General features: G+C 73.8%; 23 protein-coding genes and 1 pseudogene. 10 read left to right on the top strand and 14 right to left on the bottom strand.

Annotated elements, in window-relative coordinates:
* Positions 1-143: 143 nt before the first annotated feature.
* Positions 144-635 carry a GNAT family N-acetyltransferase gene (locus AB0J71_RS47610; RefSeq protein WP_352328299.1) on the bottom strand — a complete coding sequence of 164 codons (492 nt, stop codon included), beginning with the start codon at positions 633-635 and terminating at the stop codon, positions 144-146.
* Positions 636-910: 275 nt separating this feature from the next.
* Here AB0J71_RS47610 and AB0J71_RS47605 point away from each other — a divergent pair, with 275 nt between their 5' ends.
* Positions 911-1,591 (top strand): hypothetical protein, encoded by a 681-nt coding sequence (locus AB0J71_RS47605; protein ID WP_364420923.1) that lies wholly within the window; start codon positions 911-913, stop codon positions 1,589-1,591.
* Positions 1,592-1,604: 13 nt separating this feature from the next.
* Here AB0J71_RS47605 and AB0J71_RS47600 read toward each other — a convergent pair whose 3' ends face one another.
* Together AB0J71_RS47600 and manA are read right to left on the bottom strand one after the other, a co-directional pair.
* Positions 1,605-2,219, bottom strand: a complete 615-nt coding sequence (locus AB0J71_RS47600) for a flavin reductase family protein (RefSeq protein WP_352328297.1) — start codon at positions 2,217-2,219, stop codon at positions 1,605-1,607.
* Between the two features lie 59 nt (positions 2,220-2,278).
* Positions 2,279-3,460: a mannose-6-phosphate isomerase, class I gene (manA, locus tag AB0J71_RS47595; RefSeq protein WP_364420921.1), complete on the bottom strand. Its 1,182-nt coding sequence runs from the start codon at positions 3,458-3,460 to the stop codon at positions 2,279-2,281.
* A gap of 115 nt (positions 3,461-3,575) precedes the next feature.
* Here manA and AB0J71_RS47590 point away from each other — a divergent pair, with 115 nt between their 5' ends.
* Positions 3,576-4,181, top strand: a complete 606-nt coding sequence (locus tag AB0J71_RS47590; protein ID WP_364420919.1) for a TetR family transcriptional regulator — start codon at positions 3,576-3,578, stop codon at positions 4,179-4,181.
* On the opposite strand, the gene AB0J71_RS47585 is transcribed toward AB0J71_RS47590, so the two are convergent.
* Positions 4,121-5,206 carry a hypothetical protein gene (locus AB0J71_RS47585; RefSeq protein WP_364420916.1) on the bottom strand — a complete coding sequence of 362 codons (1,086 nt, stop codon included), beginning with the start codon at positions 5,204-5,206 and terminating at the stop codon, positions 4,121-4,123. The genes AB0J71_RS47590 and AB0J71_RS47585 overlap by 61 nt on opposite strands.
* Positions 5,207-5,351: 145 nt before the next feature.
* On the opposite strand from AB0J71_RS47585, the gene AB0J71_RS47580 reads away from it, so the two are divergent.
* Positions 5,352-6,080 (top strand): ThuA domain-containing protein, encoded by a 729-nt coding sequence (locus AB0J71_RS47580; protein WP_352328293.1) that lies wholly within the window; start codon positions 5,352-5,354, stop codon positions 6,078-6,080.
* A gap of 1 nt (position 6,081) precedes the next feature.
* Here the strand turns inward: AB0J71_RS47580 and AB0J71_RS47575 are convergent, their stop codons facing one another.
* Positions 6,082-7,050 carry an NAD(P)-dependent alcohol dehydrogenase gene (locus AB0J71_RS47575; protein ID WP_352328292.1) on the bottom strand — a complete coding sequence of 323 codons (969 nt, stop codon included), beginning with the start codon at positions 7,048-7,050 and terminating at the stop codon, positions 6,082-6,084.
* Positions 7,051-7,382: 332 nt separating this feature from the next.
* On the opposite strand from AB0J71_RS47575, the gene AB0J71_RS47570 reads away from it, so the two are divergent.
* Positions 7,383-9,242 (top strand): trypsin-like peptidase domain-containing protein, encoded by a 1,860-nt coding sequence (locus AB0J71_RS47570; protein WP_364420914.1) that lies wholly within the window; start codon positions 7,383-7,385, stop codon positions 9,240-9,242.
* 161 nt (positions 9,243-9,403) lie between these two features.
* Positions 9,404-10,456 (top strand): Glu/Leu/Phe/Val dehydrogenase dimerization domain-containing protein, encoded by a 1,053-nt coding sequence (locus AB0J71_RS47565; protein WP_364420912.1) that lies wholly within the window; start codon positions 9,404-9,406, stop codon positions 10,454-10,456.
* Positions 10,457-10,609: 153 nt separating this feature from the next.
* On the opposite strand, the gene AB0J71_RS47560 is transcribed toward AB0J71_RS47565, so the two are convergent.
* Positions 10,610-11,254, bottom strand: coding sequence for a TetR/AcrR family transcriptional regulator (locus AB0J71_RS47560; protein ID WP_364420910.1), 645 nt, complete (start codon positions 11,252-11,254; stop codon positions 10,610-10,612).
* A 494-nt stretch (positions 11,255-11,748) separates the two neighbouring features.
* Here AB0J71_RS47560 and AB0J71_RS47555 point away from each other — a divergent pair, with 494 nt between their 5' ends.
* Positions 11,749-12,132, top strand: a complete 384-nt coding sequence (locus AB0J71_RS47555) for a VOC family protein (RefSeq protein ID WP_364420908.1) — start codon at positions 11,749-11,751, stop codon at positions 12,130-12,132.
* Between the two features lie 11 nt (positions 12,133-12,143).
* On the opposite strand, the gene AB0J71_RS47550 is transcribed toward AB0J71_RS47555, so the two are convergent.
* The 3 genes from AB0J71_RS47550 to AB0J71_RS47540 form a co-directional block, all read right to left on the bottom strand.
* Positions 12,144-12,932, bottom strand: coding sequence for an alpha/beta hydrolase (locus AB0J71_RS47550; protein WP_364420906.1), 789 nt, complete (start codon positions 12,930-12,932; stop codon positions 12,144-12,146).
* A 281-nt stretch (positions 12,933-13,213) separates the two neighbouring features.
* Positions 13,214-14,035, bottom strand: coding sequence for an SDR family NAD(P)-dependent oxidoreductase (locus tag AB0J71_RS47545; RefSeq protein ID WP_364420904.1), 822 nt, complete (start codon positions 14,033-14,035; stop codon positions 13,214-13,216).
* Between the two features lie 143 nt (positions 14,036-14,178).
* Positions 14,179-14,655: an NUDIX domain-containing protein gene (locus AB0J71_RS47540; RefSeq protein WP_364420902.1), complete on the bottom strand. Its 477-nt coding sequence runs from the start codon at positions 14,653-14,655 to the stop codon at positions 14,179-14,181.
* Positions 14,656-14,853: 198 nt separating this feature from the next.
* On the opposite strand from AB0J71_RS47540, the gene AB0J71_RS47535 reads away from it, so the two are divergent.
* Positions 14,854-15,759 (top strand): hypothetical protein, encoded by a 906-nt coding sequence (locus AB0J71_RS47535; RefSeq protein ID WP_364420900.1) that lies wholly within the window; start codon positions 14,854-14,856, stop codon positions 15,757-15,759.
* Positions 15,760-15,967: 208 nt separating this feature from the next.
* On the opposite strand, the gene AB0J71_RS47530 is transcribed toward AB0J71_RS47535, so the two are convergent.
* Entirely contained in the window at positions 15,968-16,918 is a 951-nt protein-coding gene (locus tag AB0J71_RS47530) for a sulfotransferase (RefSeq protein ID WP_364391796.1), read from the bottom strand.
* 80 nt (positions 16,919-16,998) lie between these two features.
* The gene (locus AB0J71_RS47525) at positions 16,999-18,453 is read right to left on the bottom strand and encodes an MFS transporter (protein ID WP_352324442.1); all 1,455 of its coding nucleotides are present in this window, start codon (positions 18,451-18,453) and stop codon (positions 16,999-17,001) included.
* A gap of 98 nt (positions 18,454-18,551) precedes the next feature.
* Here AB0J71_RS47525 and AB0J71_RS47520 point away from each other — a divergent pair, with 98 nt between their 5' ends.
* Positions 18,552-18,971, top strand: a complete 420-nt coding sequence (locus AB0J71_RS47520) for a MarR family transcriptional regulator (RefSeq protein ID WP_364420898.1) — start codon at positions 18,552-18,554, stop codon at positions 18,969-18,971.
* 269 nt (positions 18,972-19,240) lie between these two features.
* On the opposite strand, the gene AB0J71_RS47515 is transcribed toward AB0J71_RS47520, so the two are convergent.
* Positions 19,241-19,417, bottom strand: coding sequence for a hypothetical protein (locus AB0J71_RS47515; RefSeq protein WP_189650423.1), 177 nt, complete (start codon positions 19,415-19,417; stop codon positions 19,241-19,243).
* A gap of 123 nt (positions 19,418-19,540) precedes the next feature.
* Between AB0J71_RS47515 and AB0J71_RS47510 the strand changes: the two genes are divergently transcribed.
* Together AB0J71_RS47510 and AB0J71_RS47505 are read left to right on the top strand one after the other, a co-directional pair.
* Positions 19,541-19,984, top strand: a complete 444-nt coding sequence (locus AB0J71_RS47510) for a MarR family transcriptional regulator (protein ID WP_352324440.1) — start codon at positions 19,541-19,543, stop codon at positions 19,982-19,984.
* A 41-nt stretch (positions 19,985-20,025) separates the two neighbouring features.
* Positions 20,026-21,131 (top strand): annotated as a pseudogene (locus tag AB0J71_RS47505) (serine hydrolase domain-containing protein).
* A gap of 19 nt (positions 21,132-21,150) precedes the next feature.
* On the opposite strand, the gene AB0J71_RS47500 reads toward AB0J71_RS47505, so the two are convergent.
* Entirely contained in the window at positions 21,151-21,987 is an 837-nt protein-coding gene (locus tag AB0J71_RS47500) for an SMP-30/gluconolactonase/LRE family protein (protein WP_352324438.1), read from the bottom strand.
* Positions 21,988-22,069: 82 nt separating this feature from the next.
* Complete coding sequence (locus AB0J71_RS47495; RefSeq protein WP_364420896.1) at positions 22,070-22,534, bottom strand: Clp protease N-terminal domain-containing protein; 465 nt, start codon at positions 22,532-22,534, stop codon at positions 22,070-22,072.
* Positions 22,535-22,653 lie beyond the last annotated feature (119 nt).

Raw genomic sequence — 22,653 nt, 5'->3', positions numbered from 1 at the left:
TTTCTCGTGCCCGCTTGGCCATACTCAAGAATGGTTGCCATGGGCCGTGGAGACGGTCAACGAGAGAGCCCGCGGCGGGGTATTCACCGCGAAATACGCCGGGGAACTCTGTCAAGTCGGCACGCGTGGGAAGGGCGCTGCGGTCAGGGGAAGGACAGCTCGTACTCGACCTGCTCGACGGGGTTGCCGTCGCCGTAGTCGTGGGTGCGGGCGGCGCCGGACTCGGTGAAGCCGCTTTTGGCGCAGAACCGGCGGGCCTGCGGCATGTCGCGCGGCGTCCACAGGTGCACCCGGGTGAAGCCCTCGTCGCGGATGCGGCGCAGGGTGTCGGTCATCAGGGCGGCGGCCACGCCCGTGCCCCAGCCGTCGGGGTGGCCGTAGAAGCCGAGGATCTCCGCCGCGCCCGCCCGGGACGGCGAGGGCCCGAAGGAGGAGAAGGCCAGCCGGCGCCCGTCGAGCGCGGCCAGCACCAGGCCCGCCGGGGTCTCGGCGAGCACGTCGTGCCATTTGCCGCGCCGGTGGCGCACGGCCCGGTCGAAGAAGTCGGGGGAGAAGAAGCCGGCGTAGGCGGCCTTCCAGGATTCGGCGTGGATCTCTCCCAGCGTCTCACCGTCGCCCGGCGAGGCTGGGAACACTGTGAAAATTCCGGTCACAAGATCACACTAGTCGAGAGGTCCCGCGGGTGTCCGGCGTCGGAGCGCGGGCACGTACGGGTATGCACGCACGCGGGGCGGCGCTCGGCGCGTCCGCCGCCGCACGAGGCGTTCGAGGCGTTCGAGGAGGTGCGGGCGGACAAGCTGCGCGAGACGGCCGTCCGGGCGTGGCGGCCGGGTCGGTCGATCACGCGATCCCGGCCGCCGTGCCGCGGCCGGAGGTCATCCATAGCGCGGGAGCGCGGAATGGAGGCTCGATGAGGTGGCTGGCTCGCGGGGAGGGGCAACTCCCGGCGGGGGAGGACCGGACGGGCGACGGGCGGCCCGCCGAGCACCCGCTCGCCCGCTGGACCGTCAGTCAGGCGCTGCACCTGGTCTGCCCCGGCCCCGCCGGCGACCCCGACGTGCGGCGCCGCCCCGACGGCGCGGCGCAGGCGTGGCGGGACGGCCGCCCGCTGCCGGTGGGCATCTCGATCACCAGCCGCGCCGGGTGGGCGGTGTGCCTGCTCGGCCTGGAGCCGGGGGCCGTCGGCTGCGACCTGCAACTGGTCGAGCCGCGCGGACCGGGGTTCGTCGCCGACCGGTTCACCCGCCAGGAGCAGCGGATCGCCGGCGACGACCCGCTGCTGAGCAGCCTGCTGTGGTCGGCCAAGGAGAGCGCCGCGCAGGTGCTGCGCCGCGCCGAGCACCGGGCGCTGGAGGTCTCGCTGGGCTGCGGCCGGCCCCGCGACGGGTGGAGCGGGCTGACCGTGCGCGCGGGCGGGCGCGGGGTGGCGCACGGGTGGTGGCGCCGGTTCGGACCGCTCGTGCTGACCGTGGCGGCCGACCGTCCCACGCCGCCGCCGCGCGGGCTGGAGGAGCCGTCGGCGCTGGCGTCGGCGGAGTCCGTCTCCTCATCGGCCGGTTCGTACGCCGGGTGCGCCTCGCGGGCCGGCTGACCCGCCGCGGCGCTCAGGCCGTCTGCGACCGGTAGGAGTGGCCGAGCTCCGGGCCGAGGCCGAAGTAGTGGCGGAAGTTGTACAGCAGCGGGCTCCACGCCGACGGGTCCACGTGCTGGGTGCCGGGGACCACGATCCGCGGGTCGGCGTGCACCCTGCGCACGACGGCCTCGACGATGACGAAGTCCTCGGACTCGTTCGGCAGGATCCGCGCGGCGGCCGCCTCCAGCTGCAGGGGGCACTCGGCCACGCGCGGCGGCCGTACGGTCTCCGACGGCTCGGGGCGCAGGCCCGCCGCGCCGAACTTGTCCGGCTCGAAGCGGCAGCCGGCCGCCTTGGTGTCGGGCACCGGGTCGCGGCCGGTGAGCGGCGCGAGCCGTTCCACCTGCGGCCACAGGTGCGGGGCCGGCAGGTTGACGACCAGTTCGGGCCGGTCGGCCAGGTTGCGCGCGGTCTGCCCGTCGGCGCCGAGGCCGAGCACGACGGTCCGGCCCAGCGCCCAGGCCGACGACATCGGGGCCAGGTTGGCCGAGCCGTCGGGGTTCTCCGTGCTCAGCAGCACGACCGGGGTGCCGAAGTAGAGGATGCTGGGTTCGATGGCGACGTGGCCGAGGGTTGCCGTGTTCATGGCAGGAGCCTAGGAAGACGACGTTCAACCGCCGGCCGAAATGTCCCCGTCGTGCTGATCTACAGCGTAAAGGCGCCTGGCTGGGCCACGTACGCCACACCCTTGCCGGACAGGCCGGCGCCCGCGACGGCCGGCACGAACGCCGACTCGCCGGGCCGCAGCGTCAGCTCGCCCCGATCCGGGCCGAGACGAGCCTCGCCTTCCAGGCACAACACGATCCGGGGCAGTCCGCCGGGCAGCTCGAAGGAGACGGCCTCGCCGAGGTCGTAGCGCGTGAGGGCGAACTCCGGGGCGGGCGGGACGTAGCGCCGCTCCCCGCCGGCCGGACGTTCGGGCTCGACCAGGTGCGGCTCGGCGGGCGTGAAGTCGACCACCCGCATCAGCTCGGGCGCGTCGACGTGCTTGCTGGTCAGTCCGCAGCGCAGGACGTTGTCGGAGCTGGCCATGATCTCCACGCCGACGCCGCCCAGGTAGGCGTGCGGCACGCCGGCGCCGAGGTAGAGGGCCTGGCCGGGCCGCAGGTCGACGTGGTTGAGCAGCAGCGCGGCCACCACTCCTGGGTCGCCGGGGCAGGCCGCGGCGATGTCGGCGTACGGGGCCAGGTCCGGGTCGGAGCTGCCGGCGAGGGCGTCCTCGACCTGGGCGCGCAGCGGCGCGGAGGCGTCGTCCAGCATCTGCGCGAAGACCGCGCGCAGGGCCTGCCCGGCGGGCCGGACGGCGAGCGCGTCGATCCAGGTCTGCAGGCCCGGCACGCCGAGCCGGCCGAGCAGCCCGGCGGTGACGACGGGGGAGCGGAAGCCGCACAGCCCGTGGAAGGGCGTGACCGCGCAGACCATCTCGGGCTTGTGCGAGCGGTCCTTGTAGGTGCGGGCCGGGTCGCCGATCGGCACGCCGCGCGCCTCCTCGGCGGCGAACCCGGCCTCGGCCTGCGCGATCGTCGGGTGGACCTGGAGCGACAGCGGCCGGGCGACCGCGAGCACCTTCAGCAGGTACGGCAGCGCGGGCCCGAACCTGGCGACCGCCGGCGCGCCGAGGGCGGCGACGGGGTCGCCCGCGATGAGCCGGTCGAGGGGCACGCCGCCGGCGATCGACGGGTCGGCGGGATGGGCGCCCATCCAGAGCTCGGCCTGCGGCCGGCCGGTCGGCTCGGTGCCGAACAGCTCGGGCATGGCGGTGACGGAACCCCAGTCGTAGGGCCGGATCGTGGTGTCCAGGCGCAGGGGCAGTTCGAACGTCGGCACAGGGCAGGAGCGTAGTCGCCGGCGGCCCCTCCCGCGCGGCCGGGGCCAGGCGGGGCTGCACGCCGGTATAGGATGCTTTTCCGGTGAACAGTCCGCTGTACGAATCGGTGGTGTGATGACAACCGTCCAGGACCCGGAGGACCTCACCGCGCGGGCCCGCATCCGCGACGCGGCGATCCGGCACATCGGCGAGCACGGGTTCGAGCGGGCCACGATCCGCGACATCGCCGAGTCGGCGGGCGTCTCGCTCGGCCTGGTCCGCCACCACTTCGGCTCCAAGCAGGCGCTGCGCGAGGCGTGCGACGAGCACCTGATGAAGACGGTGCGCCGGCTCAACGCCGAGGCCGCCGGCCGCCGGCCGGCCGGCTTCAACCCGGTGGCCGCGCTCGGCCCCTACCGCGCCTACCTGGCGCGGGCGCTGACCGAGGGCTGGGCCGCGCCGCTGTTCGACGAGATGACCCGGCTCGGCGAGCGCTGGCTGGCCGCCGCCGACCAGGAACGATCCGATCCGCCGGACGTGCCGCCGCGGGCGCGGGCGGCGGTGATGGCCGCGATGGCGCTGTCGGTCACGGTCCTGTACCCGCACGTCTGCCGCGGCATGGGGGCCGACCTGTCCACGCCGGAGGGCGAGCGCCTGCTGATGCGCACGCTGATCGAGGTCTACTCCCAGCCGGTGCTCGACCCGGAGGCCGCCGCCGAGGCGCGCGCCTGGCTCGGCTGACCCGCGATCAGCGCGGCCCGGCTGCGCTCGTCCGGCCAGACCGACGCGAGGTCCACGTACGGGCGGAGCAGGGCGGTCAGCTCGGGGTCGCCGCGGCCGTTGAGCTCCTCGGAGGCGATCTTGCGTGCCACTCCGGCGACGATGTCGGCCACCTGGACGCGGGGGTCGAGATGCGAGGCCACCAGCGTCAGGCTGGTCAGCACCAGCGGGCCGGCGGGGCCGTCCGGGCGGGCGAGCAGCTGCCGCAGCCGCTCGACGCGCTCCTCGGTCAGCGTCGTCTGCCGGTCGTGCACCACCGAGACGGGCCGGCCGCCCGCGCCCCAGTGGGCGACCGCGTGCGCGATGGCCGGGATCAGCGGGTCGAGGGCGGGGAAGACGTGCGGGTCGTCGAGCAGGCGCGCGGTGAAGGCGTCCACGAGCGGCCGGGCGGCCCACAGCTCGGCCATGATCTCGCCGGCCGGGCCCGGGGTGGTGCGCAGGTCGGCGACCAGCTCGAAGGCCGCATCGGCGGAGATCTCGGGGCCGCGGCCGTTCCTGGCCCGCAGCAGGTGGTTGAAGGCGTCGAGGAAGGCCGTCCAGCGGGCGGGGCCGAAGGCGTGGCGGCCCTCCTGGTAGAGGGTGATCGCCCGGGCGGCTGAGCGTTCGTCCTGGTCGAGGCCGAGGCTGGAGTGGTGGCCGGCGAGCAGGTCGGTCACCTTGCTCACGGCGAAGTACGCCTTGTCGGTCAGGTGCACGCGGGCCCGGCCGAGGATGGGGCCCGACGGGCCGAGCAGCCAGACCAGGGTGGCCCGGTTCTTCTCGCGCAGCACGTGCCCGGCCTTGTACTCGGTGACCGGTGAGGGCGCCCTGAGGCGCAGCTCGCGTACGCAGTCGGCCGCGGCGGCGACGTCGAGGGAGACGCCGGCGTGGGCGAACACGTCGGTGTTGCCGCCGACGAGCTTCTCGCCCTCCGCGCCGGACTCGTCGCAGGCGATCTCGACAGGACGGCCGTCCGGCGGGACGCCTGCCGGCGCGCGGCTTCGCATGACTTCCATGGTCACTGGCGAACCTACCCAAACCGTCCTTGCTCCCGCGAGACATTTTCCGCCCGCCCACCGGAGGCGGAACCGGCGGGCGGACGGGTAAGGACCGGACGGTAGGTGCGGCAGGTCCGGAGGGAGAACATCGCGCGTGAGCATCAACGTGACCGTCTGGGGCGAGAACGTACACGAGCAGCGGGAGGAGGAGGTGCGCCGCCGCTACCCCGAGGGCATGCACGGCGCGATCGCCGGCGGCCTGCGCGAGCACCTGGGGGAGCGGGTGCGCGTGCGCACCGCGACGTTGCAGGACCCCGAGCACGGCCTCGACGCCGCGACGCTGGCCGGCACCGACGTGCTCACCTGGTGGGGGCACGCGGCGCACGAGGAGGTGGACGACGAGGTCGTGGCGCGGGTGTGCGAGCGCGTCTGGGCCGGGATGGGCCTGCTGGTGCTGCACTCCGGCCACTACTCCAAGGTCTTCCGCGCCCTCATGGGCACCACCTGCACGGTCAACTGGCGCGACAGCGCCGACCGCGAGCTGGTCTGGACGGTGGAGCCGGCCCACCCGATCGCCGCGGGCGTGCCCCAGCCGCTGGTCATCCCCGAACAGGAGACCTACGGCGAGCCGTTCGGCGTCCCGGCCCCCGACGAGCTGGTGTTCGTCAGCTCCTTCTCCGGGGGCGAGGTGTTCCGCAGCGGCTGCTGCTACCGGCGCGGCAAGGGACGCGTCTTCTACTTCAGCCCCGGCGACCAGAACTACCCGGTCTTCCACCAGCCGGGCGTGCGGCGGATCCTGGCCAACGCGGTGTCGTGGGCGGCGCCCGCCGAGGGCTCGGGCGAGCCGCTGCGCAACACCCGCGTCGAGGCCGGCGACTGGTGACCTACCTCGTTCCGGGCATGACGATGACGACCTTGCCGGTCGCGTGGCCCGTCCGCAGGTGATCCATCGCGTCGGGGAAGCCGGCGAGCGGGAACGTCCTGCCGACCACGGGGGTGAGCTCGCCGGTGGCGGCGAGGCCGGCCAGGTGGCGCAGGTCCGCCGGGTCGGTCCGGGTGATCGGGGCGCGCAGGGTGTGCCGGACGAACGGCGACAGCGCCGTCGCCCGGAGCTGCCGGCCGGTGCCGTGCAGCCAGCGGCCGGAGGCGTTCTCGCCGCCGACGATCACGAGCGTGCCCCGGCGGGTGAGCAGCCGCCGCAGGTCCCGCAGGGGACGGTTGCCCGCGGTGTCGATGACGACGTCGTGGCGGCCGGCGGGCGGCTCCTCGCGGGTGTGGTCGACGATCTCGTCCGCGCCGAGTGAGCGGACGAGGTCGCCCTTGCCGGGGCCGCAGACGCCGGTGACGTGCGCGCCGCGCGCCTTGGCGAGCTGGACGGCGAACGTCCCCACCCCGCCGCCCGCGCCGATGACCAGCACGCGCTGCCCCGGGCGGAGGCGGGCGTGGTCGCGCAGCGCCTGGAGCGCGGTCAGGCCGCTGGTCGGGACGGCGGCGGCGGCCTCGAACGACAGGCCGGGTGCCTTGGGGACGAGGCGGTCGGCGCGGGCGACGGCGTGCTCGGCGAGCGCGCCGTCGCAGACGCCGAAGACCTCGTCGCCGGCCGCCAGGCCGGTGACTTCCTGGCCGACGGCCTCGACGGTCCCGGCGACGTCGCGGCCGAGAAGGGGCGAGCGGGGGCGGCGCAGCCCGGTGGCCAGGCGGACGGGGTAGGGCAGCCCGGCGCCGAGGTGCCAGACGCCGTGGTCGAGGCAGGCGGCGTGCACGCGCAGGAGCGCTTGGCCGGGGCCGGGGGCGGGACGGTCGAGGTCGGTGAGGGCCGGGGGGCCGTAGACGTGCCGGGTGATGGCCTTCAAGGCAGGTCTCCATGTCAAAGAAAGTAGACATGATGAACGTAAAAGAAGGCGGACATCGTGTCAATGATTTTGTACATCACTCCGACCCGTTCGGGCTGGTCGATGTGACGTACTAGAGCTTTCGGCCCGATAACCCGAAATATCGGTATCGCTACCGATAACGGTACGGATGGGAGGCGGAGTTACCCTCTGCCCACCCCCCACCACGGCGGGCCGCCTGTTCGCCGGCTCCGCCGGCCCCTGGCCGGCGCGGCCTACGCGCCCGGACCGGGCCCGGCTCCCGGCGACCGGCGGCCTGCTTCGGTCACCCCTCACGTGGAGGTGTCCCCCGCATGAGTCCTTCCCGATGGAGAGCGGCGGCCACGGCGTTGATCGCCGCGCTGGCCGTCGTCGCGCCGGCGACCCCGGCCCCCGCCCTCGCGCAGGCCCCCGCCGCCCCGCCCCTGCGGGCGCAGATCGACAGCCGGGTCTCCCCGGCCGGCGAGGAGGTGCTCGCCGACCTGTCCCTGCCCTACGGCGCCGCCGGACGGAGCTGGAGCACGCGCGTCACCCGCCCCGGCTCCCGCTACGTCAAGGTGCACTTCGCCGCGCTCACCCTCGTGCCCGGCGACTACGTCACCGTCTCCTCGCCGGACGGCCGCGAGGTCCACACCTACTACGGCGACCCCACCCGCGGGCGCTACCCGGCCGGCTCCGGGTACACGCTGCACGGCGTCCCCGGCTTCGCCGCGCTCTCCGTGGACGGCGACACGGCGGTGGTCACCCTGCACGCGTCCGGGCCGCGCAACGCCGTCCGGCTGGCCCGGCAGGGCTTCGGCGTGCGCATCGACCGGTACTTCCGCGGCTACACCACCGCGGAGGCCGCGGCCCTGACGCCGCGGACGTTCAGCGTCTGCGGCACCGACGCGCGGCGCGACGTGGTCTGCTACAAGGACAGCAACCCCACCGAGTACGCCCGCAGCCGCGCCGTGGCCCGCCAGCTGCTCAACGGCCTCGGCTACTGCACGGCCTGGCGGGTCGGCAACACCAACCGCATGCTGACCAACCACCACTGCATGGAGAGCGCCGCCGACCTGAGCGCCAGCGAGTTCCAGTTCGACTACGACTGCGCCACCTGCGGCGGCAACAACCCGGGCGCCGGGACGAAGGTCGGCGGCGGCCAGTTCCTGAAGACCAGCGCACTCGAAGCGCTCGACTACACGCTCTTCAGCGTCGCCGACTTCGCCGCGATCCAGCAGTTCGGCACCCTGTACCTCGATCCGCGGCCCCCGGTGGCGGGCGAGCGCATCTACATCCCCGGCCACGGCGACACCCTGCCCAAGCGCCTGTCCTTGTACGAGGACACGCAGGGCGGCGCGGCCTGCAAGATCGACGTGGTGTCGTCGGGCGTCAACACCGGCTACCGCTGCGACACCTCCGGCGGGAACTCCGGCTCCCCGGTGATCGCCGCCTCCAGCCACAAGGTGATCGCGCTGCACCACCTCGGCGGCTGCCCCAACTGGGGGACGCGCATCACCGAGGTGTACAACGAGATCTCCGGCCTGATCGACAACACCCCGCCGAACGGCGGCGGCGACGACTTCGCGATCTCGCTCTCGCCCACGAGCGGCGGCGTCACACCGGGCGGGTCGACCACGAGCACCATCTCCACCGCCGTCACGCGCGGCGGGCCGCAGCAGATGCAGTTCGCGGCCTCCGGGCTGCCGGCCGGGGCCGCCGCGACGTTCGCGCCGCCCACCGTCCAGTCGGGCGGCACGTCCGTCATGACGGTCTCCACCTCCGCGCAGACGCCGGGCGGCATGTACGTGATCACGGTGTCCGCGACCGGCCCGGCCGCCACCCACACGGTCTCCTTCGCCCTGTCCGTGGCCGCCGCGGGCGGCTGTTCCGGCTACGAGACCACCAAGTCCGGGACGCTGGCCTCCGGGGCGGAGCAGTACCAGCCCGACGGCGGATATCTGCAGACCACCGTCACCGGCCCGCACCAGGCGTGCCTGGCCGGCCCGTCCGGCGCCGACTTCGACCTGTACCTGCAGCGCTGGAACGGGTCCACGTGGGCGACGGTCGCCCAGAGCGCCGGGGCGGGAGCCGACGAGACGCTCACCTACACCGGCGCGGCCGGGTACTACCGCTACCGGGTGCACTCCTACTCCGGGACCGGTCCGTACACCTTGGGCTACAACGCTCCCTGACCCGTGGGCAGGCGGCCGGGCACCCCGGCCGCCTGCCCCATGGGCCGGCGCCGGAGCGTGTTCCAGGCGGCCATTCCGGTTGACGCCGGCCCATGGACAGGCGGCCGGGCGGCGCCGAGATTGGGCGGCAGGCACGGTTCGCACGGACGCGGGGAGCGCGGATGAGGATCATGGAACTCGTCTCGGTGGACGGCTGCATCGCCTTCGACCTGGACTGCCCGGTCAGCGCGGGCGGCACCCGGCTGGCGCCGGACGTCACCCGCGAGGAGGCGGGGCTGCTGGCGCGGGCGATGACGTACAAGCTGGCCGTGCTCGGCGAGCGGATCGGCGGGGCCAAGGCGGTGCTGCGGGCCTCGCCGGCCGACCGGGCGGCCACGGTGGCGCGCTTCTGCCGGGAGGTCGCGCCACTGGTCGAGAAGGGCACCTTCCTCACCTCCTCGGACCTGGGCACGCGGACCCAGGACTTCGCGGCGCTGCCCGGGTACCGGGCCGACTCGATCATGCACGGGGAGGCCGGCGGCGAGCTGGTGGACACCGTCGTGACCGGGCTGGGCGTGGTCGTGGCCGCCGCGACGGCGCTCGGCGGGCTGGCCGGGCGGGCGCTGGCGGTGGAGGGTTTCGGCAAGGTCGGCAGCGCCGTCGTGCGAGAGGCGGCGCGGCGCGGCGCGCGCCTGGTCGCCCTGTCCACCCTGCACGGGTGCGTCAGCGACCCCGCCGGACTGGACGTCGCGGCCCTGGAGGAACTGCGCGCCGAGCACGGCGACGCGTGCGTGACCCGGCTCGGCCTGCCCGTGCTGCCGCCGGAGGCGTTGTACGAGGTGCCCGCCGACGTGCTGGTCCCCGGCGCGCGGACCGGCACCCTGTCGGCGCGGCGGGCGGCGACGCTGCGTGCCGGCCTGGTCGCGCCGGCCGCGAACGTGCCCTACACCGCCCAGGGGCTGCGGACCCTGGGGGAGCGGGGCGTGGTGGCGCTGGCGGACTTCGTCTGCGGCGCAGGGGCCACGATCGGCTACCTCGCCGAACGGGCGGGGACGGTCGCCACCGCGGACGAGGTCGGCCACCTGGTCGAGAACCGCGTCACGGAGATCACCGCCGCCGCCCTGTCCCATGCCGAGGGGCCGTACGCCGGCGCCTGCGCCCTGGCCGAAGCCTTCCTGACAACCTGGCAACCCCGACCCACCCCACCCCTGGCCCCCGACCCAGCCAACTCCTGACACTGGGACGGCCTTGAGCGGGCGTGGTGCCCTGGTAGCCCCCGTCCGGCCGGCCAACAGCCGGCCCTGCTCCGGAGTCCGGCGGCACCCGGAGTCCGGTGGTCCTCTGGGGCTGGAGGCCTCCTGGGTTTGGGGTGGGCCTTCAGGCGGTCGTCATGCGGCGGCGTAGTTGGAGAGGGCGGGTTCGAGGAGGTCGAAGGCGCGGGTGGCGTCGGTGGCGATCGTGTCGGCGATGCGGTCGTTGGGCAGGCCCGCCAGGGTCAGTTCGTGGATGCGCTGGAACAGCACCCGGTGCACGGTTCCCAGCAGCCCGGCGGCGGTCTGGACGGTGATGTCGTCCGCCGTCGTGCCGGTGGCGTCGGCGAGGGCCCGGGCGAGGTGCTGTTCGCGCTGGTCGTGCAGGCCGCGCAGGCAGGACGTCAGGGTGGGGCTGTCAGCGATCATGCGGGCGAACTCCGGACCGGAGAACCCGGCCACCGGATCCTGGGCCGCGACGGAGGCCAGGAAGGCATGGCGTAGAGCCGACAGGGCCGATTCGCCGGGATCGCGGGCGGCGACGGCGTCCGCCAGCGCGGAGGTGAACGCCTCCTGATGGTCGAAGGCCAGGTCCTCCTTGCGCGGGAAGTAGTTGGTCACCGTCTTCTTGGCGATGCGGGCGGCGGTGGCGATCTCGGCGATGGTGGTCTGCTCGAACCCTTGGGCGATGAAAAGCCTGGTGGCGTGGTCGGAGATGAGCTGCCGGGTCTCCTGCTTCTTGGATTCGCGGAGGCCGGGTGCGGGCGAGGTGTCGTGAGCCATGAGGAAATCTTACCCTCGTCGTATTTTTATGTTGACACCCCTCAGGGCCTCGGGCTATATTTACGTCCGTCGTAAGTTTGCGACCGATGAACGATAAGGAGAACCTGCTTGGAACTCAAGCTCTTCCCGGCTGTAGCTTTCAAGATCGACCTCGGGGCGTCGGAGGGCCGCGACCGCACGTCGCAGCCGATCTCCGTCCCGGGCGGCGGGCTCCGCAGACCGTCCGCCGACCATGGCGCACGGGGATGGCGGGACCCGCAAGTGACCCGCAACCTTCCCCGCCGCCGCCCTCACTGATCCCCGCCCCCAACCGCGTCCGCCACTGACGACGTTCGCTGCGTCACGCCCATGGCGGGCCATGTCCATGGCGGGTCGCGTCCATGGCGGGCCACGTCCACAGCGGTCGTCGGCCGTCGTGGTCAACGTCGGCCTGGGCCGTTCGAACCGGCCACTCGTGTCTCGCTCAGCCGTTCTCATCTCTCACGGAGACCTTCTTGCAGATCACCACGTCCACCGTTTCGCTCACCGTTGCCGACGTCGCCGCCTCCCAGGCGTTCCTCACCGAGCACCTGGGCTACACCGTCCGGGTAGCCGCGGACGGCTTCGCCTCGCTCACCCGTGCCGACGCGATGGACATCGTGCTGCTCGCCCGCGGCATCGAGGTCCTGCCGCCGGAGCAGCGCGACCAGCACGCCTCCGGCCTCATCCTGGCCTTCACCCTGGACGGCGGCCTGGACGGGCAGGAGAAGCTCCTTCGTGACGCGGGTGTCGAGATCACCATGCCGTTGCGCGAGGAGCCCTGGGGCGAGCGCCTGTTCCAGGTGACCGACCCCAACGGGATCGTCATCCAGTTCGTCGAGTGGGTGGCTCCCGCCTGACCGGGGCCGCCTCAGCCGGTCTCGCGGGCCTGGCCGTCGAGGAAGTCCGCCACGAGCGCCGCGAACTCCGCCGCCTGGTGCTCCAGCGGGATCACGCCGCCCTTGACCACGGCCCGGGTGCTGTGGGGAAGGGCGGCGGCCAGGCGTTCCAGCTCGGGGAAGGCGAAGGGGTCGTCGGTGGCGCCGACGACCAGCACCGGGCAGCGGACCAGCCCGACCCGCTCCTCCATCCGGTACGCGGCCACCGCCTCGTGCCCGCGCTCCACCTCCGGCAGGACCGTCAGCGCGTCGCGGACGAAACGGGTCAGCAGCGGCCACGGGTAGTAGGGAGCCCGCCGGCTCCACAACTCGCCCAGGTGGGAGCCGTCGGACTGCTCGCGCACGGCGTCGATCGAGGGACGTCCCGCACGCCGCCGCCGCCCTTCGGGGTCGACCATCGGCGTGGACGACAGCACCAGGGCGGTGACGCGGTCGGGTGCGCGCGCCGCCGTCTCGACCGCGATGACGCCGCCCGTGTGGTGCCCGGCCACGGCGGCTCGCGGCAGGCCGAGGGCGTCCATCAGGGCTAACACGCCGGCGGCGTAGGTCTCGATCGAGTGCTCGGACGGCCGGGCGGAGTTGCCGAAGCCGAGCGTGTCCATGGCGATGGCCCGCCGGGTGCGGCCGAGCAGGGGGAGCACCTCGCGGTATTCGTCCCATGAGCGGGGGGTCTGGTGCAGCAGGAGCACCGGGTCTCCCGTGCCGCACGAGGCGTGGTGGATCTGGCCGACCGGGGTGTCGGCATAACCGAATCTGATCACGGCGTTTTCCTCCTGCCTGTTCACCAGGGCGGACCGGCCCCGTCCGGCGGACGATCACCGTCGGGGTGCGCCCCGGCCGTCCTCACGATCGCAGACGGAACCCCGCCGCGCATCAGCCCCTGGTGGCCCCGCGCAACGTACGCGGCCGGGCGCCGGGCCGGCCCGCCGCCCGCCCGCCGCTCACGCCCCAGGCCGTGGAACCGGTCACGCGGGCTCGGCGAGTGCCTTGTCGCGGTCCTAAAGGTCAGGCGGGCGTGAGTGCCTGGTCGCGGTCCCCCGGGTCAGGTGGGCTCGACGAGGGCCTGGCTGCGCTCCCACAGGCGGCGGGCCAGGTCGGGGTCGTCCGCCAGGCGGTGGACGGCCGAAGGGCGGCGCTTCTCGTAGTGCCCGCCGGGGGCCCAGTCGGCGCCCGGCCGCGAGGTGGCCAGCCAGACCAGGGTGTCGGCGCCCTGCTCGGGCGTGAGCAGGAACCGCTTCAGCGGCGTGTGGTAGAGCAGCCGCGCTGCGCTGTCGCCGCCGCCGGAGAAGTTGGTGGCCACCACGCCGGGATGGAAGGAGGCCGTGGCCAGGCCGTCCGCGCCGTGGCGGCGCTGCAGCTCGCGCGTGAACAGGATGTTGGCCAGCTTGGAGTTGGCGTACGCCCGGCTGCCGGAGTAGCGGCGCACCGCGTCGAGGTCGTCGAGGTCGAGCCGGGCACGGGTGTTGAGCAGGCTGGACGTCGTGACGACCGTGCCGCCGACGGCCAGCAGCCGGGGCAGCAGCAGCGTGGTCAGCAGGAACGGCGCCAGATGGTTGACCTGGAAGGTCGCCTCGTGGCCGTCGGGCGTGGTGGTGCGCGAGCCCATGATGGCCCCGGCGTTGTTGACCAGCACGTCGATGGCCGGGTGGCGGTCGAGCAGGGTGGCCGCCAGGTCGCGTACCGCTGACAGGCGCGCGAAGTCGGCCACGTGGTGGTCGGCCGCCAGCTCCTTGGCCAGCGCCGCGGTCTTGCCGGCCGACCGGCCGACGAGGACGACCTCGTCGCCCCGCTGTCGCAGGGCGCGTGCAGCGGCGCGGCCGATGCCGTCGCTGGCGCCGGTCAGGACGATGGTCTTCTTCGCCATGGGCCCGATCCTTCCGCATCCGGCCCCCACCATAGATCGCAAGGCGGCGCACCCGCCACGCCGGGGCGGCCCGTGGCCACGGCGTCAGGGTCCGAGCGGTGAGGGGCCGGTGGGCAAGGGCCGAGCGGTCAGGGGCCGAGTGGTCAGGGGGTGGTGGTGAGGAAGCGGGTGGCCGGGTCGTCGCCGAGGGAGGCGTCGAGGCGGGCGCGCATGTCGGGGCTCAGGTCCGGCAGCTCCCGCAGGGGAAACCAGCGGGCCTCGGTGTTCTCGCCGTCGGCCGGGTACGGGTCGCCGGACCGCCATCGGCAGCGGAACACCAGGTCGAGATAGCGGGCCCGGTCGCCGTTGGGGTAGGTGACCTCCCGCGTGACGTGCACCAGGGCCAGCCGTTCCGCGACGGCCCGTACGCCGGTCTCCTCGGCCACCTCGCGCACCGCGGCGTCGGCGGGCTGCTCGCCGGGGTCGATGATGCCGGTCACGGGCGTCCAGGCGCCGGTGTCGCTCCGGCGGACCAGCAGCACCTGGTCCTCGTGTAGCACGACCGCGGTCACCCCGGACAACCACAGCGGCTCGGTGCCGATCTTCTCGCGCAGCGCGAGCACGAACTCAGGGGTTGGCATCGGTCCAGCATATGCACCGGACGCCGGCCGCCGGAGGCACACTGCGCGCCGGGCGCCCCCGGGGAGCGAACACGTTTCCGGCGTGCCGGGCATGCGCCGGACGGCCATAACCCCATAAAGTCTATAGGTAATAAGGATAATCCCAAGGAGAGGTAAGCAGCCATGTCCGGCTTCACGTCCTGGCCTAGCCTCGGTTCCATGTCGATCGACGAGAACGCCCTGCTCCCCGATCCCGGCCGCGCCGTCGTGGCGGTCGAGCCGCCGGTCCCGGCGCACGGCCACTGGGCGGGGGCGCCGAGCGCCGTCGCCGCGGACGGGCTGATCTACCTCGCCTACCGCCTGCGCCGCCCGGTCGGCGAGGGCCGCGGGTACGCGGTCGTGGTCGCCCGCTCGTCCGACGGCGAACGCTTCGAGCCGCTGACCACGATCACCCGCGAGGAGATGGACGCCGAGTCGCTGGAGCGGCCCTCCCTGGTCCGCACCCCGCAGGGACGCTGGCGGCTGTACCTGAGCTGCGCCACGCCCGGCACCAAGCACTGGCGGGTGGAGGTCGTCGAGGCCGCCGACCCTGCCGCGTTCGACCCGCGCACCCGCACCACGGTGCTGCCCGGCGACCCCAAGACCGGGGTCAAGGACACCGTGATCGTACGGCGCGGCGACGTGTGGCACCTGTGGGCCTCCTGCCACCCGCTGGCCGACCCCGACGAGGCCGACCGGATGGTGACCGACTACGCCACCAGCGCCGACGGCCTGGACTGGACCTGGCACGGCACCGCCCTGACCGGCCGGCCGGGCCTGTGGGACGCCCGCGGCGTCCGGATCAGCGCCGTGCGCTTCGACGGCGACCGGGTCGTGGCCTTCTACGACGGCCGCGGCAGCGCGGAGGAGAACTACGAGGAGCGCACCGGCGTGGCCGTGGGCGCCGACCCCGACGCGCTGGCCGCCCTGGGCGACCGGCCCGCCGCGATGTCCCCGCACCACGGCGGCGGCCTGCGCTACCTCACCTTCGTCGACCTGCCGGACGGCGGCCTGCGCCTCTACTACGAGTACACGCGCGCCGACGGCGCCCACGACCTGCGCACGGAACTCCGCCCAGCCCGCTGACCGACCCGCTGCCCGGCCCGGTCCGGCCCGGACCAGCCCGACCGCCACGGTCGGCGTCGCGGCCAGAGATCGCGGTCAGGCGTCGCGTCCAGGGGCGCGGTCCAGGGGCGCGGTCAGGGGGCGCGGTCAGGGGGCGCGGTCAGGTGACGCGATCAGGTGGCGCGGCCAAGGGGCGTGGGCAAGGGGCCCGTGGCCGTGGGGCCGGTGGTCAGGGGGCGCGGCCGTTCCTGGCCTGGCGCTGGCCGGGTGGCCGGCTGCCGACCAGGCCGCCCGAACGTTCCCGCGGCCGCAGCCAGTCGCTGAAGTCCTCGCCGGTGACCTGCTGGAGCAGCTCGACGTCCGCCGCGAAGTAGGGGATCAGCCGCTGCCGCTGCGCCCACTCCAGCGGCCGGCGGGCCCGGCCGCGCCGCTGGAGCAGCCGCTCCAGCGGCCCGGACAGGGACGCGGGAAGGGTGCGGCGCAGGGCGGACAGCAACGCGTGCCGCGCGCCGGGGTCCGGGTGCGCGGTCACGTTCTCCCTCGGGACGCCGGTGAGCAGGCCCTGTCGTACGCCGAGGAAGCCGCAGATGCGGTCCAGGGTCTCGGCGGGGCGGTCCACGATGTCTCGGTAACGGAAGATCAGCACCTGGTCGCGGGGGAACAGGGTGAACAGGTGGGCGAGCTGCTCGCCGTACCGGCCGAGGGCGGTGTAGTGCCAGAAGTGCGCCCAGCCGGCCGCGATGCGCTCCGGCTCGGCCTCGCAGGCGCGGACGAGGTCGCCGATCGGCTCCAGGCCGGCCGACCAGAGGTGGGTCCAGTTGGAGTGGGCGCGCTCGACCGGGTCCCGCAGGCTCACGATGAGCCGGACGTGCGGGATCGTCTCCCGGATGCGGCGTTGGGCGTCCAGGTCGTACAGGTAGAAGGGGGTGGACTCGCCGGCGAGGGTGCCGGGGGGAGCGGCGGCGAACAGCGCCTCGTAGTCCGCGCGCCGCCAGACGTGTTCCCGGTAGGTCTCGGCGTCGCCCGGTCCGCCCCGGCCGGGCGGTGGCCCGTCGGTGAGGAAGAACTTCGGCTCCTTGATGGGCGACAGGAACAGGTCGGGGTGCGGGTGCAGCGCGGTGTGCAGCGCCGTCGTCCCCGCTTTGGGCACTCCCGCGATCAGGAAATCGGGCAAGGGCACCGTCGTCCTCCCAGTGACGAGAACCGATATTGCCTGATTTTCCTACCAAAAGTGTAGGAAGCCAAGAGGCTCCCGCGATGTCACCGGCGGGCGGGCGAGACGGACGCGGCGGTCTCGTCCCCGGCCGTCCGGCCGCCGCGACGGCCGGGCAGCGCCATGGTGACGGCCGCCGCGGCCAGCGCCGCCCCGCAGCCGACCAGCATCCCGGTGCGGAAGCCGGCCTCCGACGGCAGCGTGTGCGCGCCCAGCCGGATCGTCAGCTGCGACAGGATCACGCCGACGACCGCCGCCGAGACCGTCGTCCCGATCGAGCGCATCAGCGTGTTGAAGCTGTTGGCGGCGGCCGTCTCCGTCCGGGGCACCGCGCCCATGATGAGGGCCGGCATCGCCCCGTAGGCCAGGCCCACGCCGAGGCTGCACACGCAGGTGACGACCAGCATGCCCCAGGCCGAGCCCAGCAGGCCCAGGGAGGAGCCGTAGCCGAACGCCATGACCAGGCTCCCGGCGATCAGGGTGACCTTCGGGCCGCGGGCGGCCGACAGCCGGGCGCCGAGCGGCGAGACCGCCATCATCATCAGGCCCGAGGGGGCCATCCACAGGCCGGCGGCCAGCATCGACTGGCCGAGCCCGTACCCGGTGGCCGCGGGAAGCTGGAGGATCTGCATGACGATCAGCGCCTGGGCGTACATCGAGAAGCCGACCATGATGGAGGCGAGGTTGGTCAGCAGCACCTGCCGCCGGGCGGTCACCCGCAGGTCCACCAGCGGCTCCGCGGCGCGCAGCTCCCACAGGGCCCATGCCGGCAGGATCAGCGCGGCCGCGCCGAGCAGCCCGAGCGTGGCGCCGCTCGCCCAGCCCCAGTCGGCGCCCTTGGAGACCCCCAGCAGCAGGCACACCAGCCCCGCGCCGAGGCCGAGCGCGCCCGGCACGTCCAGCCGCCCGGCCGCGCCCGCGCGGGGCGGCGGGGGAGTGGGCGGCACCAGCACCCGGATCAGCACCGCGATCAGCACGCTCAGCACGGCCGAGCCCCAGAACAGCACCCGCCAGCTCGCGTACTCGGCGACCGCGGCCGAGACCGGCAGGCCGAGGGCCCCGCCGATGCCCATGGACGAGCTCATCAGCGCGATCGAGGGGCCGAGCCGGTCGGGCGGCAGCAGGTCGCGCAGGGCGCTGATGCCGAGCGGGATCAGGCCCATCCCCATGCCCTGTAACCCGCGCCCGACGATCATGGGGCCGAGCGACCCGGCCAGCGAGCAGATCACCGACCCGGCGATCAGCGGCGCGGTGCAGACGAGCATCATGCGGCGCTTGCCGTACAGGTCGCCGAGGCGTCCGGTGACCGGCGTGGCGACCGCGCCGGCCAGCAGGGTGGCGGTGATCACCCAGGAGGCGTCGGAGGCGGTGCTGCGCAGCAGCCGCGGCAGCTCGCCGATCAGCGGCACGACCAGGGTCTGCGTGAGTGAGGCGACGATGCCGGCCACCGCCATCACGCTGACGATGCCGCCGGGCCGGGCGGTGGATGTGGGGCCTCCCACGGTGTTCTCCCGTCGTCGAAGGATGTGCACGCTACACATCATGTGTTACGTACACAATTCATGTAAGGTGCACATATATCGCGAAAGGGGGGATTGGGATGGAAAAGCCCACACATCTCATCGAGTTCGAGACGATGTTGCTCGGCCGGCACCGGCACTACGACCGCAGTGCCCACCTCCTGCTGCGGCGGCTGCACGGCTCGGGCCCGATGTCCATCGGGCAGCTCAGCGACGCCTTCGGCCTGGACGTCTCCACGCTCAACCGGCACACCTCGGCCCTCCTGCGCGCCGGCCTGGTCGAACGCATCCCCGACCCCGAGGGCGGCATCGCGCGCAAGTTCCGCCTCACCCCGGAGGGCGAGCGCAGCCTCACCGAGGAGCGCGAGAGGAACGTGCGCGGCCTGGAGAAGGTGATGGCCGACTGGTCGCCGGAGGACGTCACCGCCTTCGCCGACTACCTCCGGCGTTTCAACACCGACATCGAACGCCTGGCCGGCCGCCCCTGGCCGCGTACCTGAGCCGGGCGTTACCTGAGCCGGGCGTTACCTGAGCCGGGCGTTACCTGAGCCGGGCCGCCCGGCCCCGGACACGCGTGAGGGCCCCCCGCCGGGACGGGCGGGGGGCCCTCACGCGTGCGTACCGGTGTGCGTGTCGCCTCTCGGCGAGGGGCACAACGCGGCTCCAGCCGAACGGTAGTCCGCGAAGGCGATAGGTGAGGCCCGGGGACACTGGGCACACCGGCCACGAGGGATGTAACGGCGGCCGCCGCCGGGATGTTCCCGGCAGATCAGGCGAAGTGCATGACGATGGCCAGGCCGACGAGGTGCGTGACCACCACCACGACCAGCAGCGTGACGAACACGAACTTGGCCGGGCCGTGCTCGAAGTGCTTGCCCTCCTTCAGCGGAGGCAGCTTGGCCTGGCGCTCGGCGATGCGCTCCTCCAGGGGCTTGCGGTGAAACATGAGGTGTCCCTCTTTCGGCGGCCCGGCCACGGGTACGATTTGTGTGGCATCGATTTGCAGGCTATTAGTTTGTACACAAAGTAAGTTACCAGACGGCATCGGAGGCGTACACGCATGGAGCCTGTGACAGAGGCGACAGACCTGCTGGCGCTCGACCGGCAGGTGTGCTTCGCCCTCAGCATCGCCTCGCGCAGCGTGATCGGCCTCTACCGGCCGCTCCTGCAACCCTTCGGGCTGACCCACCCCCAGTACCTGGTGATGCTGGCCCTCTGGCAGCACGAGCCGCTGTCGGTCAAGGAGCTGGGCGAGCTCCTGCAGCTCGACCCCGGCACGTTGTCCCCGCTGCTCAAGCGGCTGGAGGCGCTGGGCTACGTCCACCGCGAGCGCAACAGCAAGGACGAGCGCGCCCTGGCCGTCACCCTCACGCCCGCCGGCCGGCAGCTCAGAGCCGAGGCGGAGAAGATCCCGCCGGCCATCGTCGCCCGGCTTGGCATGGACCTCGACGAGCTCCAGGACCTGCACGCCGCGCTGATGCGACTGATCGCCGCGGCCCGCCGCGACACCTGACCCGCCCGCCGCGGCCGCCGCGACACCTGACCCCGCCCTCCATGCGCGGCCGACAAGCAACTTCAGTTGACTATGGCGCCGATAGTCAACTACGGTTCCTCGCGTTCGCGGATCCCCTTCGTGTCGCTGGAGGCAGCATGTCCATGGTTCACGCCGATCGTCCGAGGTTACGGCAGGAGCTCGACCGGCTGGTGGCCGACGACCGCGGGCCCGGCGTCGTGGCCGAGGTGCGGGACGGCGACGACCCGCCGTGGTTCGGCGCCGCGGGCGTGGCCGACCTGGAGACCGGCCGCCCCCGCGGCCCCGGGGAGCACTTCCGCATCGGCAGCTTCACCAAGGCGTTCGTCGGGACCGTCGTGCTGGGCCTGGCGGCCGACGGCGACCTGGCCCTGGACGCCCGGTCACCACCTGGCTGCCTGGCGTCGTCGAAGAGTACTTCCCCGGCGCCGACGCCGCCCGCATCACCCCGCGGCTGCTGCTCAACCACACCAGCGGCCTGCCGGACGCGATCCCCGGCCAGGAGACCCCGCCCGCCGGGGAGCCGGGCGGGCGGTTCGTCTACTCCAAGGTCAACTACAACCTGGCCGGGATGATCGTCGAGGCGGCGTCCGGCTCGACGCTGGCCGAGCAGATCGACCGCCGCGTCGCGGCCCCGCTGGGGCTGACCGGGACGTACCTGCCCGCGGCCGGCCAAGGACTGCGCGACCCGCACGCCCGCCACTACTCCGGCCAGGACGAGACCGGCCAGGAGACCGTCCGCCACGACGTGACCGACGCCGACCTGTCATGGGCCTGGGCCGCCGGCGGCATGGTCTCGACCACGGCCGACCTCCACCGCTTCCTGGCCGCCCTGCTGGGCGGGCGGCTGCTCCCGCCCGCCCAGCAGGAGGAGATGTTCACCACCGTGCCCACCGTGCCCACCGAGGGCGCCGGCTGGGTGCCCGGCGCCCGGTACGGGCTCGGCGTCTACTCCCAGCGTTTCCCGTCCGGGGTCACGCTCTGGGGCGGGGGCGGCTACATCCAGGGGTCGATGACGTACGCGATGGGCGACCGGCAAGGTAACCACACCCTGGTCGCCAACGTGAACGGCGACTGGGGCGACTTCCTGGCCACCTGCGCCGACCTGTTCCAGGCCGAGTTCGGCTGACGGCGCGGGCCCCACCGGCTCAGACGAGCCCGGGGACGGCCACGTCGGCCGTCCTGACCTCGCCCGTCCGGCCGGCGAACATCTCCGCCATCCGCTCGACGCCCGGGAACACCGCGACCGTCATGAACAATGTCCGGCCGTCCCGGCCGCCGAGCGCGGCGGCGAAGCAGGCCCGGTCGAGCTCGATCCGGTCGGTCACCTCGCCGCCCTCGCGCACCCGTACGCAGGCGGCCCCCTGTTCGTCGTCCACCTGGGTCCAGATCGCGCCCTCGGCGTCCATGCAGATGCCGTCGCCGCCGACGGGCGCCCACACCCGGCGGCCGGACAGCCCGCCGTCCGCGCCGATGTCGAACGCCGTCAGCCGCCGCGTCCAGGACTCGGCGACGACCAGCGTGGAGCCGTCCGGGGTCACCGCCATCCCGTTGGGGAAGTACAGGTCCTCGGCGACCACCCGGGCCTGGCCGCCGGGGCCGACCAGGGCGATCACGCCGGGCGCGAAGCCGGCCCGGCCGAAGTCGAAGCCGACGCAGTTCACGTAGATCCGGCCGCGGCCGTCCACGACGACCTCGTTCGGCCCGGCCGGCAGCTCGCCCAGGTCGGCGTGGACGGACGTCGTGCCGTCCGGCTCCACGCGCAGCAGCTCGCGCTCGCCGGTCACCAGCAGACGGCCGTCGGGCAGCCAGGCGAGGCAGAACCCGGCGGGTTTCGGGCCGCGGCCGACCACCTCGCGCTCGCCGTCCGGGCCGACGGCGACGATCTCCTGCACCCCCCAGTGGGAGAACCACAGCCTGCCCTCGTGCCAGCGCGGCGACTCGCCCACGCACAGCCCGGTCACCAATGTCTTCGTCTCGGTCATGTCGTCATGCCTCCTTCTGCCCCCTACACGAAGGGCGGGGGCCCGGATCGACATCGCCGGGGAGAAAAGATGCGCGCCGGATCTACAGGGCGGCGCGGGCGCGCTCGGCCAGCGCGGCGCGGTCGATCCCCGCCAGGGCCAGCGCCCGCGGGACCGTGCCCACCTCGGCCTGCAGGACGCCGAGCAGCACGTGGACCGGCCGCAGGTCCTTCTTGCGATGGGCGGCGGCCAGCCGCTCGATCGCCAGCCTGACCGACGCCCCGAGCTGCGGGCGCCGCTCGGGGTCGGGCGTCGAACGCAGGTCGAAGGCAGCCGCCGACACCCCGGCCGCGGCCAGGCTGTGCTCGAACTCCCGCCGCAACGCCGCCCGCAGCCCCGCCTGGTCGAGCCCGGCCGCGGCCAGGACCGCCCGCGCCGCGGTGTCCTGCGGCGCCGCCATGGCCAGCAGCACGTGGTGGGCCTCGATCGTGGGGGAGCTCTCCGCGCGCGCCTCGGCCTCCCCCCGGATCAGCACGTCGTGCAGGTAGCGGTCGAAGGCGCCGCTCATGCCCGCCTCCGCAGCTCGACCCCGGCCGCGATGAGCCGCTTGGCGTGCTTCTTGTGGACCGCCTGGCGGGTGACGCCGAGCGCCTCGGCCACCTGCGGCCAGCTCCAGCCCGCCCGCAT

The organism is Nonomuraea sp. NPDC049637 (genome assembly GCF_040675235.1).
GTDB lineage: Bacteria > Actinomycetota > Actinomycetes > Streptosporangiales > Streptosporangiaceae > Nonomuraea.
This window is presented reverse-complemented; position numbering and strand designations above follow the sequence as displayed.

Coding starts and splice junctions, on each gene's coding strand:
- AB0J71_RS47605 (WP_364420923.1), top strand. CDS start 911: ATGAGGTGGCTGGCTCGCGGGGAGGGGCAACTCCCGGCGGGGGAGGAC.
- AB0J71_RS47570 (WP_364420914.1), top strand. CDS start 7,383: ATGAGTCCTTCCCGATGGAGAGCGGCGGCCACGGCGTTGATCGCCGCG.
- AB0J71_RS47585 (WP_364420916.1), bottom strand. CDS start 5,206: ATGCGAAGCCGCGCGCCGGCAGGCGTCCCGCCGGACGGCCGTCCTGTC.
- AB0J71_RS47545 (WP_364420904.1), bottom strand. CDS start 14,035: ATGGCGAAGAAGACCATCGTCCTGACCGGCGCCAGCGACGGCATCGGC.
- AB0J71_RS47560 (WP_364420910.1), bottom strand. CDS start 11,254: ATGGCTCACGACACCTCGCCCGCACCCGGCCTCCGCGAATCCAAGAAG.
- AB0J71_RS47540 (WP_364420902.1), bottom strand. CDS start 14,655: ATGCCAACCCCTGAGTTCGTGCTCGCGCTGCGCGAGAAGATCGGCACC.
- AB0J71_RS47515 (WP_189650423.1), bottom strand. CDS start 19,417: ATGTTTCACCGCAAGCCCCTGGAGGAGCGCATCGCCGAGCGCCAGGCC.
- AB0J71_RS47590 (WP_364420919.1), top strand. CDS start 3,576: ATGACAACCGTCCAGGACCCGGAGGACCTCACCGCGCGGGCCCGCATC.
- AB0J71_RS47565 (WP_364420912.1), top strand. CDS start 9,404: ATGAGGATCATGGAACTCGTCTCGGTGGACGGCTGCATCGCCTTCGAC.
- AB0J71_RS47495 (WP_364420896.1), bottom strand. CDS start 22,534: ATGAGCGGCGCCTTCGACCGCTACCTGCACGACGTGCTGATCCGGGGG.
- AB0J71_RS47500 (WP_352324438.1), bottom strand. CDS start 21,987: ATGACCGAGACGAAGACATTGGTGACCGGGCTGTGCGTGGGCGAGTCG.
- AB0J71_RS47520 (WP_364420898.1), top strand. CDS start 18,552: ATGGAAAAGCCCACACATCTCATCGAGTTCGAGACGATGTTGCTCGGC.
- AB0J71_RS47535 (WP_364420900.1), top strand. CDS start 14,854: ATGTCGATCGACGAGAACGCCCTGCTCCCCGATCCCGGCCGCGCCGTC.
- AB0J71_RS47600 (WP_352328297.1), bottom strand. CDS start 2,219: ATGAACACGGCAACCCTCGGCCACGTCGCCATCGAACCCAGCATCCTC.